The sequence below is a fragment of the Flavobacterium hydrophilum genome (assembly GCF_003202405.1).
GTDB lineage: Bacteria > Bacteroidota > Bacteroidia > Flavobacteriales > Flavobacteriaceae > Flavobacterium > Flavobacterium hydrophilum.
In genome coordinates this window covers 1,027,057-1,040,735 of sequence record NZ_QJHL01000001.1, presented here as the reverse complement: position 1 = coordinate 1,040,735, position 13,679 = coordinate 1,027,057, and the positions used below count along the sequence as shown (strand labels likewise).

Sequence of the window (13,679 nt, the reverse complement as noted above, 5' to 3'; positions counted from 1 at the left end):
ATGAGTACCAACAGCCAAATAGACAATGTTATTTTTAAAAGAAATGGAGTCAACCAGGAAGAACGCTTTAGTGACGCACTAGAGCCGGGCAACTTGAAGCTTCATGATTTTACTATTGAAGACTGGCTGCTCTTTGCTTATAATTTTGCAAAACAAGTCAACTTTTTCGACACGAATAACGATAAAACTCCAGAAGGCGATTGGCAGGAATTTTTTAGTTATTTCGGTTTCTCAAAAGATAATCTTCCGGATGGCATCCCAAAAAGAACAGACAAAGAATATGCTGCTTTAAAAGAAAACATTAGCAAAACATTATCTACTTCCAATATCAATCAGGACCTTACTCCTCACATGACATTGTTTGTATGTTTCCTGAAATTATTGGAATTATCCCAAAACAAACTTAATGATATTACAAAAAAGCATTTAGACTTTTTTTATAAAGACATACTGCAAATCGAAAAACTTCCTGCAAGAGCAGATAAGGTTAGTATCATTTTTGAGCTGGCTAAAAAAATTGCAGAAGAAAAAATAGCCGTAAATACAGAACTTGATGCCGGAAAAGATCCCGATGGCAAAAAATTAATATACAAAACCACAGAAGAATTTATTGCCAATAAAGCCAATATAGCGTACCTAAAAAGCGTATATAATGACGTTGATTTGGGCGAAATAAAATGCAGCGAAATTGCCAATTCCCTTGACGGAAAAGGTGAACCTTTAAAAGAAGAAGCTCCATATTGGTTTCCTTTTGGATATACATCACGTGAAGAGAAGTTTCCAAAATTAGACGATGCTAAATTAGGTTTTGCAATAGCTTCAGAATTATTTAATCTTAAAGAAGGCGATAGAAATATCGCTGTTACTATTACTTTTGTTGATGACTTAACTTTTGATATTCCTTTTACTGTTGACGATCTTATAGCAAACATCAGTATTTTATATAGTGGTAAAAAAGGATGGGTTGGAAATTTTAAACTTAGTAAAAGCGTTGCTTTTAAGAATGTAAATGAATCTTCAGGCATTGGAGGCAAACAATTTAAATTAATTTTTCAGATACTAAAAGATGATCCGGAAATTGTTAACTACGACCAGAAAGTTTTAGGAGAATTTTTCTCGACAGAACTTCCTGTAATTCGATTTTTAATCAATACAAAAAATAAAAATGGGCATAATCTTTTTAGGAGTTTAGTTCGAAGTAAAGTATTTGCTATTAACGCAAAAGTTGAAGTAAAAGATGTAAAATCTCTATTATTAGAAAGTGATACCGGAGTGCTTAATGCAGCAAAACCTTTCTTTCCTTTTACAACACAACCCGAAAAAAACAGTTCGTTTATAATAAACTATCCTGAAATTTTTTCTAAAAAATGGACAGACGCATATATTAACATAAAGTGGAAAAACACTCCTTTATCATTTGTAACTCATTATGCAGCTTACAAAAATAGTTTCCTTGAAACCATAAGCAAACAGAGTTTTATTGATGCCATTTTCATCAAAGATAGCGTTAAGAACTTAATAAATGCCAACCAGCCTGAAGATGGAATTGCTAAAAAAAACAATTCGGAAATAAAAGCTCCTGTAGAAATTAATGATGCAATAGAAGCTGTTAAAGAAACAAACGAATCACTTCAAATAAACCCAGACGGTGGAATTGTTACAGAAGGTTATTTTAAAGCAACCTTATCTGTTTTAAACAAAGAAGTTTGGGACGAGCAAGATAAAACGGTCGATTTATTTGAAGATAAAGATGGTGATAAAATATTTGAATCGAAAATCAATGTAAAAGGCAATTATGAGCTTGGAAAAAGCGGCCCGATACGATTGACATTAAATCAATCATTTTTACATTCATTATTTCCAAAAGTATATACTTTGGCCATAATGAATGTGACGACAGATCCAACAACGCCTATCCCAAATGAGCCTTACACACCAGTTGTAGAAAGCATAAGCCTGAATTATTCTGCTGAGGAAACTACTGATTTTAGTATTTCTGCCTACAAATCTAACCGAATAAAATTGTTTCATGAAGCTCCATTTGGTCAGCGTGAAGAACATTCGTATTTGAAACAACAAGCTATCAATAAAGAAATTTTAGAGAGTGGAACACCAACTACCAATTGTCTGGTTCCGGATTATTGCGATGGAGGCGAATTTTATGTAGGCCTTCAGGATGCCGAAATACAGCAGCAAATTTCATTATTATTTCAAATATTAGAAGGAAGTGAAAACATCAGCGTTCCTACTTTTACAGGAAAACAAAAAGTAGCATGGTACATATTGTGCGATAATTATTGGAAAAATCTGGATAAAGAAATTTTAGCAAATGGTATCGATAACTTTTTAAAATCGGGTATCGTAAAATTTAGCATTCCAAAACAAGCAACTAATGATAATACACTTTTTCCAGCCGATACAATTTGGGTAAAAGCAAAAATGCACAAAGATTATGATGCCGTTTGCAAAGTTATCGATGTGAAAACCCAAGTTGTTACCGCACAATTTTTTGATAACAACAACAATTTAGCTCATTTAGACAGTACATTGCCTGCCAAAACAATATCTAAATTAATTACCAGAGTTCCGCAGATTAAAAGTATTGAACAGCCCTTTAATTCATTTGATGGAAAACCATTGGAGTCTGATCCCTCCTATTATCTCCGTGTAAGTGAACGCTTGCGTCACAAAAATAGAGCTATTACGCTTTGGGATTATGAGCATCTTATTTTACAGGAATTTCCAAGTGTTTTTAGAGTAAAATGTCTTAATCATACCTTTATTTCTGGTACAAGTACCTCATTTTTATCACCAGGAAAAGTAACGCTGGTAGTAATCCCGGATATTATAGACAAAAATGTATTCGATATTTATGAGCCAAGAGTAAGCACAGCCACATTGAACAGTATAGAGAGTTTTATTAATTCTAAAAACTCAATGCTGGTATCTGCAAAAGTAATTAATCCTGATTATGAAAAAGTTATAATAAAATTGGATGTAAAGTTTTATCCACAATACGATGAGAATTTTCACAAGAAACAGCTCAACGAAGATCTTATAAAGTTTTTATCTCCTTGGGCATTTGACACCTCTAAGCAAATCATATTCGGAGTTGAACTGCAGCGCAGTATTGTGATAGAATATATCGAAAATTTACATTATGTCGATTTTTTATCTACGCTTGAGATGGCGATATACATCGATAAGAAAACAGATAAAGAACATCCTAAACCATTAGAAGATACAGAAAGCAATAAGGACAATGTACGTCTTTTAGACTTTTTAACCACACTGTCCCCATCAAGCCCAAAAAACATTTTAGTTTCTGTTAAAAACCACATTATCAGTACCAACATAATAACTTGTACAAAAACAACCACAGAAGAACCTGAAAAATGCCGCTACTAAACCAACATATCACCATTCCTAAAAAATCAGCAACCGAGGACGATTTGGATTTCTTTTATTTGAGAAAAAAAGGAATCGAATATATCGAGTCTTTTGGCAGTAAATTTTGGACTGATTTTAACGAGCATGATCCGGGTATTACGATGCTGGAGATGCTTTGCTACGCCATTTCTGATCTTGGGATGAGACTTAATCTCCCTATAGAAAATATATTAGAATCTAATGACATTAATAAAGGCATTCCAAAACAGTTTTTTAAAGCCTCAGAAGTATTGTCATCAAGTCCAGTCACGCAAAATGATTACCGAAAACTATTTATAGACATAGAAGGCGTTAGAAACTGCTGGCTCGCAAAACATGAAAAAACAGTTTACGTGGACTGCAAAAAAGATAAACTTTCTTATGATATTAAAGATTATGAAAACCTATCTGCAACACCAGAGTTACGAAAATCTTTTGAACTCAATGGCTTGTATGATCTTTATGTAGATTTTGAAAGCTCAAAACCTTCAGAAATAGAAGCTGTTAAAGAAAAAATAAGAAAGCAGTATCATGCCAACAGAAACCTTTGTGAAGATCTTGTTGACATAAAAAAAGTGGTAGACTACCCTATCAAAATATGCGCAGATATTGAAGTAGATACAGAAGCCGATGAAGAACTGGTTCATGCCAATGTTATTGACGCTCTGGAAAGTTACTTATCAACAACGGTCAATTTTTATTCTTTAAAACAAATGATTGACAAAGGATATTCAACGTTGGAAATTTTTGACGGCCCAAGTTTAGAGAATGGTTTTATTGATACTAAAGAATTGCTTACGGCCGATTTGAGAAACGAAGTGCGCCTTTCAGATATCATGAGAATAATAATGTCGGTGCCGGATGTACTTTTGATTAAAGATATTTCTTTGGGAAATTGCGGCGGTGATGATTTGGAAAACAAATGGCTTATTTGCCTTTCACCTTACGAAAAACCTGTTGTTTGTGTCAAAAGTGTTTTCAATTACAACAAAGGATTATTGCCTCTTAATATCAATCAGGCTCAGGTAAAAATTTATTTAGACGCCATAAAAGCCGAAAAAGATAAAGCGACAACAAACGCCAGCCAAAATAAAGAATTAGAAATACCAAATGGCGAATATCTTAACACCGATTTTTATACAACCATACAAAATGATTTTCCTGAAACCTATGGAATTGGCGAAGTCGGGCTTCCTTCCAGATCATCTGTGGAACGTAAATCTAAAGCCAAACAATTAAAAGGATATCTTTTATTTTTTGATCAGATATTAGGAAGTTATTTTAAACAATTAGGTAAGGTAAACGAAATGCTTTCAGTAAGCGGAAACTTGTCCCGAACCCTTTTTACGCAAGTCGTTAAAGACATTGAAGGAGTTGATGACATTGTAACCGGATATGAAAAAAATTACGACGATGAAACTATTACAGCATTGCTTTTTGACCAGCAGGACAATAATATTGAACGAAGAAATAAAATTTTAGATCACCTCTTGTCCCGTTTTGCCGAAAATTTCTCTGAATACGTATTTGTGAACAAAACCATTTATGGCAACACTACAGATCAGGTAGTATTACGCGACAAAGAAAACTTTTTGAAAGATTATAAAGTAGTCAGCAAAGAGCGCGGCAATGCTTTTAATTATTACAAACAGCCTGTTGCCAATTTATGGAATACCAATAATGTTTCAGGAGCCGAAAAAAGAATTTCGAGACTCATTGGTATTAAAGATTACAGCCGCAGGAACCTTTCTAATTCGTTTGTCGAAATGTACAATTTTATTGATTCAGACAATCAATCTGTTTACAGATGGCGTATTGTAGACACTAACAAGGAAATTGTACTTTCTTCAACCGCAGAATATTTCGATACATCGGCAGCAAATAAGGAGCTTTATTTTGCCGTATTGCAAATTATCCAAACTAGGGAATATAAAATAAAAGAGGCTTTTAAAAACGGCACAATAAAAGATTTATCCATTGTCGACAATATTTTAATTCAAAAGTCAGATGCCGGAAAATATTCTTATGACATTATAAATCCAGCCATTAAAGACAAGAAAAATCCAGACCGCATTATTGCCCGCAGATTTGAATACTATAGTGATTTGAAGGATTTAGAAAAATCGATTCTGGATTTGATTAAATTCATGAAAGAAGATTTTACCGAAGAAGGAATGTTTTTGATAGAACACATGATGCTTCGTCCAGATGTAAACCTAACAACCGTAAATCCTGAGACTTTCATGCCTATCTGCGCCGATGAATGCGATAATTGCGAGCCTATAGATCCCTACTCCTACCGTGTAAGTGTAGTGCTGCCGGGATATACATTGCGATTTGCCAATACCGATTTTAGAAATTATATAGAAAAAATAATTAAGGAAGAATTACCGGCTCACGTTCTGGCAAAAATATGCTGGATTGGATATAGGGAAAAAGATATAAAAGACCCCGCAGAAAACCAGCTTGTTCAATTTGAAAAAACATACAAAGACTATTTGTTCGCCAAAACCGATTTGAATCAAGAGCAGCCAGAACCTCAATTAATCAGCTTTATTAAAGCGTTAACCGTTCTCGACAATGTTTACCCAACAGGAAGACTGTTTGACTGCAGCGATGAAAACGAGCGATTGTCAGATAAAATTATACTAGGAAAAACGAATTTAGGATCACTATAAAAACTATTCTCATGTCAGCAAAACTTTCAACAATAACAACACAATACCGAAGATTCACAAAGAATCAGGTACTTACAGAAGGAAACCTTAATGAGGTAGTAGATTTTTTTGACAATCAGGATCGCCTATCCCGCATTTACCTGAGTGGCGTTGGTATAGTTTGCGGATTTTATCCTGCTTATGATCCGGATAAAAAAACCATTTCAATAACGCAGGGAACCGGTGTTACTACTGATGGTGATCTTTTTAAATTATATCAGGCAGATGTATTGGGAAATAAAAAAATCGATTTTGACTTTAAAACCTATACGCATTGCAAAATTTATGATAATGCAAAAGCAGCTTATAAACCATTTTTTTATGATGGGTCAAACAAGCAATTGCCACTTTTTGAACTCTTAACAGAAGAACAGCAAAAAAAAGAAAAAGACCCGTATTTTTCTTTAGCAGAATTTCCTGCCAATACAAAATTTGAGTTTAAAGAAGCCGTAATTCTTTTGTATCTGGAGTCCTATGAAAAAGAATCTGATCTTTGCGTAAGCCTTTCGTGTGACAATCAGGGATTAGAAATTGTGGGCAATTATAAAGTTTTAATTGTCAGCAAAGACGTTGCAAAAAAGATAATAAGTCTTGACAGTATGATTGACAAAATCAATTATTCTAATTTATACTATAATTTACCAGACCTAAAATCAAACAGAATTGTACTTAAAAAAGAAGATTTTGTTCATCTCGATGCCATAAAACAAACTTTTACCAAAGGAATTTTCAAAAACGATGTTGTTAAGAATTTGCAGGAAGGCAACAACAAACTGCTGAAAGGCTTAAACATGCAAGTCGTTTTAGAATCAATTCAGAAAAATATAGACGAACTATTTAATTTCGAAGGAGACCCGGTACTTCCACCAGATTTTCAATACCGATATGATCTGCTTAACGATCTTGTGGATACTTACAACGAAATCAGAGCACTTTTGCTTACTATTGATGATAGTTATTGTTATCCGGATATTAATGCTTTTCCAAAACATTTAATGCTGGGCGAATTAATAAAAAAGGAACCTTGTTTTGAATTTCGTCATGCCTTTTACAAATCGCCTTTACTTACGGGAGAAAGTCTTACCACTTGCCATGACTGCCTTGCAGATGATGACGCTCCTTTTATAGATTCAAAAGAAAAGAAAAAGGTAAAAGCGGATGAAGTAAAAACAGATGAAATAAAAGTATGCTATGGCGAAAATACAGCCAGACAAAAAATGTACAGCCTTATTCTGCGAAGTTTGCAATTATTAGAAAATTACAATTCTTCATATGATGTTATAAAAATTACACCTTCTTTACAATTGGGCAAATTGGGCAAAAAAGCCATTCCTTTTTACAACAATGTAACAGATTCACTTATTAACGCCTGGGATTTTGATAAAACCATTTTAGGATTACAAAAAAACAATGTGAGTTACCATGATGATTTATTGAATACTAAAAAACCGCTCGAAATACATCTTGACAGTGATTTTTATAGAATTGAAGGACATCAGGGACGTAATTACAAAGAAGCACTAAAAGCTATTCAACAAATTAGATTAGAAAACGGACTTGGATTTAATATCATGATTCTGGCAGTAAATGCTAATGAACTGGATAAAACCATCCAATATTTTACCAAATATTACCTCAATAAAAACCACGGATATGAGCACAAAGCAGGCGTAGCTCCCGGAGGCACATTTATAATGCTCTATCTGGAAGAAAAAACACCTTATTATAAAAGCCGTAGACTATCTTTAACCGGTGACTTTGAAAAATTTGCGGAAGGCATACCCATTTTAAATCCGGTTGTTGCTGATTTTTCACTACCGTATTTATGTTGTGACGAAAACAATATAGGGCTTACTTTGCCTGTAGATAAAATTTGCTTTGACAGCAAAACTCCTCCTCTGCCTTTTAAAGTATCTCCAACGGGAGGTTTTGTAAAAGCTGATGTTAGACCTGATCAAAGCGGAGGTATAAAAGTAAATGAATATGGTGCACTCGTTTTTGATCCAAACTTAGTCAGCAAAGAGCTAATAGGTCAGCCGATAACCTTTACAGTCAATAATTTTGATACGAATTGTAAGATAACCATTTTTGAAAAACCAAAATTCGATTTTACTGCAGTTCCTTCAAAACCTTCGGCAGTTGACGAAACCGAAGTCACTTTTACCGTAACTGGAGAAAACATTGACGGTAATAAATATACCTGGGATTTTGGAGACAAAACCGATCTTATAACAGATGACAAAACAGAAATAAAACATATCTACAAGCATGATAGTGAATCGCAAAAGAAATTCACATTTGATGTTACTCTTAGTGCAGACAATGGCAACTGCGGTTTCCAAATCATGCATCCTGTAAGTTTTGAAATTGAAGATCCAAAAGTACTGGTAGATGGTAAATTAGTAAACAAAATATCCTTTTGTCGAAACGATAAACCTGTGTCGCTTACTCTTCAGCCTAATGTAAAAGGAGCTGTAATTTCCGGAGAAGGAGTTCTCGTAACATTAGGAGAAAAATATATGTTTGTTCCAGGCGATGTACCTAAAGATGTCAAAGACGTAACCATTTTTGTAGACGACAAACCCTCTAATCTTACCATTACACTTTTAGAGCTTCCTGTTGCTGATTTTACTTTTACAATAGACCCGGCTGGAAATCTAACCTTAAACAACAATTCTCTAAATGCCACAGCGTATACCTGGAAAATTGATACTGAAATAATAGTAACGGATAAAAAAGACCCGATAACAAGACCAATTTCTATATTTAAAGACCCTTCTGTTTCCGTTTCATTAACTGCAGAAGGAAAATGCGGTTCTGTAACCGATGGGCCAAAAGTAATAGAAATTAGAAAACCCGTTGAAGAAAATACTTGTCTTAACAATGCTGATCTATTTGTAAAAGATTCAATTGAAACGATTTCCAAATTAAAAGAAATTTCTGTTTCAAATAAATTCAGTAGAGAAACTAATCGCTTAATTTCTGAAACCGAAAACAGGCTGGTCACAGTTCAAAAAGATCTTGAGAGTTACATCATCGGTAAGTCAAATGATAAATTATCTGAATTATTCACACAGGAACATTTCAATTTAATATCTCTAGTTGTCGCTGGTGCTATTAACTCGGAAAATCCAGAACTGACTGCAGCAGTACAAACACTCATATCACTAAATACTTCCTTGTATTATACGATTTTAAGATGTCAGGAGCCAAAACTGCTTAAAGAATCTGAACAACTGATTGTTCCGACAGCATTGCTTTTCAATAATTTATTTCAAAGTTTCATAGAAAGAAAATTCAATGCCGATACAGATGGATCATTGAAAAAGTTTTTGTCAGGCATGTTAAAAGTGTTTCCAAAAATCGATTTTATAGTGGCCAATTTAAATATACAAATAGAAGCTCTTACAACTAATGCAAGACTCAAATAAACATATTATCAATAAAGTTTTCCTTGAGATAAATACCAATTCTAAAGAAAAAGGATATTATCTCAAGGACCATATTGATGTGCTTTTACAAAAGGAAATATTCTCAACTTTAGAAAAATACTTCAATGCATTGGATTCGAAAAACCCTTCGCACAGTATACAATTAGAGAAACTAAACCTTGATATTGCCATAAATCAAAATTTGGATTATAAAGATTTTAAAGAGCAAATTCTACAAAAAATCACAAAACAAGTTGAAGAAGTTTTTGAAAATGAAGGAACAAATTTAGAAGGCTATAAACTCATCAAACCACAAGAAAAAGAAATAGAACGCTTTTTTCATTTTCTGGAAACAGGCACAGATGCCTGGTGGACAAGCTTAAACAATGATTTCAAAACAGTAGATGACTCAACATTTGATGAAATGCTCCATGATGAAACCTTTGCTTTTAAATGGAAAAATGCAGTCCAAAAACCAATTGTGAGAACGAGGTTTATCAAACAATTTAAGGATAGCCAAATTGTAACAATTATAAAAAAAGGAATATTAACCCAAAAAAATAAGGCAGGCAGCAATGCCAAAATAATCAGAATCAACGCTATAAAAAAACACATTGAAACCGGTGTTTCAAAAAATCTATTAATTCCAAATCAGAGATTTTTAATGTGGGAAATTGTTGTTTTAAACCTTTTGGAAACAAGCGATGTAATTTTAAAAAAAAAGCTTTCCGGATTGATTTGCAGTGTATTTGAGTTTCATAAAAAAAACAGCTTTTTAGAACACAAAGCACTTTTTCTAAAAGAAATTGAAAATCAGATTGAGAGCCAAAACGAACTGGAATTACTTGCTAATCTTGATGCTGTTGTTTTGATTATCGAAAAAAAATTAGACAACATTATTTTAAAAGAAAAAGAAAAGGGAATCGAAACTTTTCCAAAAAATCAAGCACCAATAAAAACTGAAGAAGAGATAACAAATGAGGTGCAAATAGAGAATAAAGCAGAGATAAAAAATGAATCAAAAATTGAAGATAAAACAAAAATAAATGAGCCTGAAGCAGAAAAAGAAAAAGAAATTAAAAGAGAACGAATTCAAGAAAATAAGGAAAAAACCACACCCGACTCCGATTTGATTTTCTTAAAAAACAAAAATGAAAATATCCATCGTAACGATAAAAATAGCGAATCCGTGACAAATGATTCAACAGAAAAAAATCTAAACAAACGCGAAGAAATAATGGCGGAAAAAGATTCTTCTTTTGAGCAGAAAGAAGATCTTATTGAAACAGATAGTAACGGATTATATCTTGAAAATGCAGGTTTACTATTGGTACATCCTTTTATGAAATCTCTTTTTGAAAATTGCAGGCTACTCAACAAAGATAAGACTATAAATGATCCAGAAGTTGCCGCGCACCTTTTGCATTATATAGCTACAGGACAAGAACAGGATTATGAGAACGCTATGGCTTTCGAAAAATTCTTATGCAACATTCCAATAGCTGAACCTATTGAGAGAAACATTATACTCTCTGAAGAGATGAAGAAAGAAGGGATAGCAATGCTGGAGGCTGTATTGAGTAATTGGGATATAATGAAAACATCATCTACAGAACTGCTGCAAAACGAATTCTTGCAGCGTCCTGGAAAACTGACTGTAAATGGAGATGAAAGTCCCACAATAATTATAGAGCGAAAAACACAGGATGTTTTATTAGAAAAATTAAACTGGAATCTGAGCATCATAAAATTGGCCTGGAAAAAACGAATCATATATGTTAACTGGTAAAAACTAAACGTATGAATATTGAAAATGACTCTTTTTTAGAATACGATAAAAAAAATATTCTTACTGAACAGCAAAAAGCGCTTGGATTTGTATTCGATAATCTTGATTTGTCAAAAATCGCTTTTTGTGGAGGAATAGCAGATTATTTGAACCTTCGTCAGTACTATCAAATGCGCGTAAATGATCTGGACATAATGTATGAAAACGAAGAAGATTTAAACCCAATTAAGCATAAAGTTGACATAAAGAGATACACCTCTAAATTTTACAGAACCAAAAACGGAGAAACATTGGTTTATAAATTCAAAATCTATGGTAAGGAAATAAATGTAGATAATTTCCCCAATGATTTTTCGAGATTAGGCCTTACCCAATCACCTCTTTTGGGCAAAATGGTATGGCACTCCTCATTTGATGAAATGAAAAAATTTCATAACAATGAGATACATCTAAAAACCTCGGAAATAGCAGGAATAAATTATCAATGGAAACGATTATATAAACACAGCCGAAAAGCTTCTTTATATAACAATGTAACTTTCTTGGAAGAAAAAAACTTAATTCATACAATTAAAAAAAATATTTTATGAGGGAAGAGCCCAGAATAATTTACAGCTTAGATGCATTTCCTGTCAGTAATAATCGATGGAATCAGGGGAATAAATTTAAAGAAACAATTTATTCGACTGCATTAAGTATACTATACAGCCATTTATGGTATCAGGATATCGAACTTTATGCTGATGAAACAGCTTATAAGTTTCTATACATGCTTCCCTGCAGAGTTACTAAAATTAGCAGTAATAAGGACACTGTTATTTGGATGAAATCGAAAATTGATGTGATGGAAAAACAAACCAAACCCTTTGTGCATCTTGACAATGATGTCTTTATAAAGAAAAAAATAAATTTTGATTTTGATAAGGTAATTGTTGAACAAAACGATTACGAATTATACGGTATGTACCAATATCGGGTAGATTTTTTTAACCAATATACTCAAAACTTAGACTATTGGAAACCAGATCTGGGATATGCATTTAACTGCGGTGTATTAGGTTTTAGAGACTTGGAACTTCGGAATCAGTTTTTAAAAGTTTTTTATGATTTAGAAGAAATTTTTATAAAAAATCATAATCCAAAAACAGCAAAAATAGAACCCTGCATTGTTTTAGAACAATATAATCTTGCGTCATTATTAGCTCATCATAATATTAAACCAACATTATTGCTGTGGAAAAAAACATTGTTCGAAAATTTCCAGCTGGCAGATAAAATGGGTTACTCACACATTGTAGGTCAAAAAAAATATAGAAGTGACATTAGTTCAGGAAATAGAAAACAGGCTTTTTAAACTGTTTCCGTATTGGTATAAAGAAGTAAAAAGTGCCTTAGATAAAGAAGGCATTGTTTAAAATAACTGTAATAATATCACACATATGAAACAACAACACAGGATGATTTATAGCCTTGATGTACTTCCCATAATAAATAACAGATGGGAAATGGGAGACAAACTAAAGGAAACGATCTACATGACCGCCCTAAGTGTCTTATACAGTCATATGTGGTATGACGAAATTGAACTTTATGTAGATGAATTAGGATTTAAGTTCTTATATATGCTTCCATGTGCCGTTACCAAAGTACAGAATAACAATAGAATAGAACTTTGGATGAAATCTAAAATTAATGCTATGGAATTGCAGACAAAACCATTTATTCACATAGACACTGACATATTTATTAAGAAAAAAATAGATTTTAGTTTTGATGATGTAATAGTAGAACGCAAAGAAGATACTTATGAAATCCATTATAAAAAGCAGGTAGAGTTTTTCAACAAATACACCCGTAATCTTCCTTATTGGCATACCAATTTAGGTTATTCCTATAGTTGTGGAATATTTGGTTTTAGCAATCTCAATCTCCGCGATGAATTTATAAAAAGCTATTATGATTTGGAGAAAATATACGTCGAAAACCAAAAAAACTTTACTGAACTGAAACAAGAGGGTTATGAAACCTGCATTCTAATAGAACAATATACGCTAGCATCGCTATTGAACTATAAAAACAATAATCCTGAAATACTGTTGAAAGGAGAAAACATAACAGAGCAGGGAAAATATGCAGATAATATTGGCTATTCGCATTTTTTTGGAATGAAAAAATATGAAAAATATGTTGTTGACGAGATTGAACTTCGACTCTCTAAAATATTTCCGTATTGGTATAAGCAAATCAAAAGCGTGTTAGAGAAAGAAGGTATTATTGGGAATAATCTTCAGTTTGTTTAGTTAAACAAATTAT

Annotated in this window: 7 protein-coding genes; all 7 read left to right on the top strand. The window is 32.9% G+C overall.

What is annotated here, in order from left to right; all coding sequences use genetic code 11:
- The 7 genes from DMB68_RS04155 to DMB68_RS04125 all read left to right on the top strand — a co-directional run bounded on the left by DMB68_RS04155 (position 1) and on the right by DMB68_RS04125 (position 13,666).
- On the top strand, positions 1-3,408 hold the full coding sequence (locus DMB68_RS04155; protein WP_110345391.1) for a baseplate J/gp47 family protein: 3,408 nt from the start codon (positions 1-3) through the stop codon (positions 3,406-3,408).
- The gene (locus DMB68_RS04150) at positions 3,396-6,107 is read left to right on the top strand and encodes a hypothetical protein (RefSeq protein WP_110345390.1); all 2,712 of its coding nucleotides are present in this window, start codon (positions 3,396-3,398) and stop codon (positions 6,105-6,107) included. The genes DMB68_RS04155 and DMB68_RS04150 overlap by 13 nt, the downstream gene beginning before the upstream one ends.
- Positions 6,108-6,118: 11 nt before the next feature.
- A complete protein-coding gene (locus DMB68_RS04145) occupies positions 6,119-9,577 on the top strand; it encodes a PKD domain-containing protein (RefSeq protein ID WP_110345389.1) in 3,459 nt (1,152 codons plus the stop codon).
- Positions 9,561-11,366 (top strand): contractile injection system tape measure protein, encoded by a 1,806-nt coding sequence (locus DMB68_RS04140; RefSeq protein WP_110345388.1) that lies wholly within the window; start codon positions 9,561-9,563, stop codon positions 11,364-11,366. The genes DMB68_RS04145 and DMB68_RS04140 overlap by 17 nt, the downstream gene beginning before the upstream one ends.
- Positions 11,367-11,377: 11 nt before the next feature.
- Positions 11,378-11,956 (top strand): hypothetical protein, encoded by a 579-nt coding sequence (locus tag DMB68_RS04135; RefSeq protein ID WP_110345387.1) that lies wholly within the window; start codon positions 11,378-11,380, stop codon positions 11,954-11,956.
- Complete coding sequence (locus DMB68_RS04130; protein WP_231131578.1) at positions 11,953-12,720, top strand: DUF6734 family protein; 768 nt, start codon at positions 11,953-11,955, stop codon at positions 12,718-12,720. The genes DMB68_RS04135 and DMB68_RS04130 overlap by 4 nt, the downstream gene beginning before the upstream one ends.
- An 85-nt stretch (positions 12,721-12,805) precedes the next feature.
- Complete coding sequence (locus DMB68_RS04125) at positions 12,806-13,666, top strand: DUF6734 family protein (RefSeq protein WP_110345386.1); 861 nt, start codon at positions 12,806-12,808, stop codon at positions 13,664-13,666.
- The last annotated feature ends 13 nt before the right edge of the window (positions 13,667-13,679 follow it).

Bases quoted from the DNA above. Each gene is read 5' to 3' on its own strand.
- DMB68_RS04155 (WP_110345391.1), top strand. From the start codon at position 1: ATGAGTACCAACAGCCAAATAGACAATGTTATTTTTAAAAGAAATGGA.
- DMB68_RS04150 (WP_110345390.1), top strand. From the start codon at position 3,396: ATGCCGCTACTAAACCAACATATCACCATTCCTAAAAAATCAGCAACC.
- DMB68_RS04145 (WP_110345389.1), top strand. From the start codon at position 6,119: ATGTCAGCAAAACTTTCAACAATAACAACACAATACCGAAGATTCACA.
- DMB68_RS04140 (WP_110345388.1), top strand. From the start codon at position 9,561: ATGCAAGACTCAAATAAACATATTATCAATAAAGTTTTCCTTGAGATA.
- DMB68_RS04135 (WP_110345387.1), top strand. From the start codon at position 11,378: ATGAATATTGAAAATGACTCTTTTTTAGAATACGATAAAAAAAATATT.
- DMB68_RS04130 (WP_231131578.1), top strand. From the start codon at position 11,953: ATGAGGGAAGAGCCCAGAATAATTTACAGCTTAGATGCATTTCCTGTC.
- DMB68_RS04125 (WP_110345386.1), top strand. From the start codon at position 12,806: ATGAAACAACAACACAGGATGATTTATAGCCTTGATGTACTTCCCATA.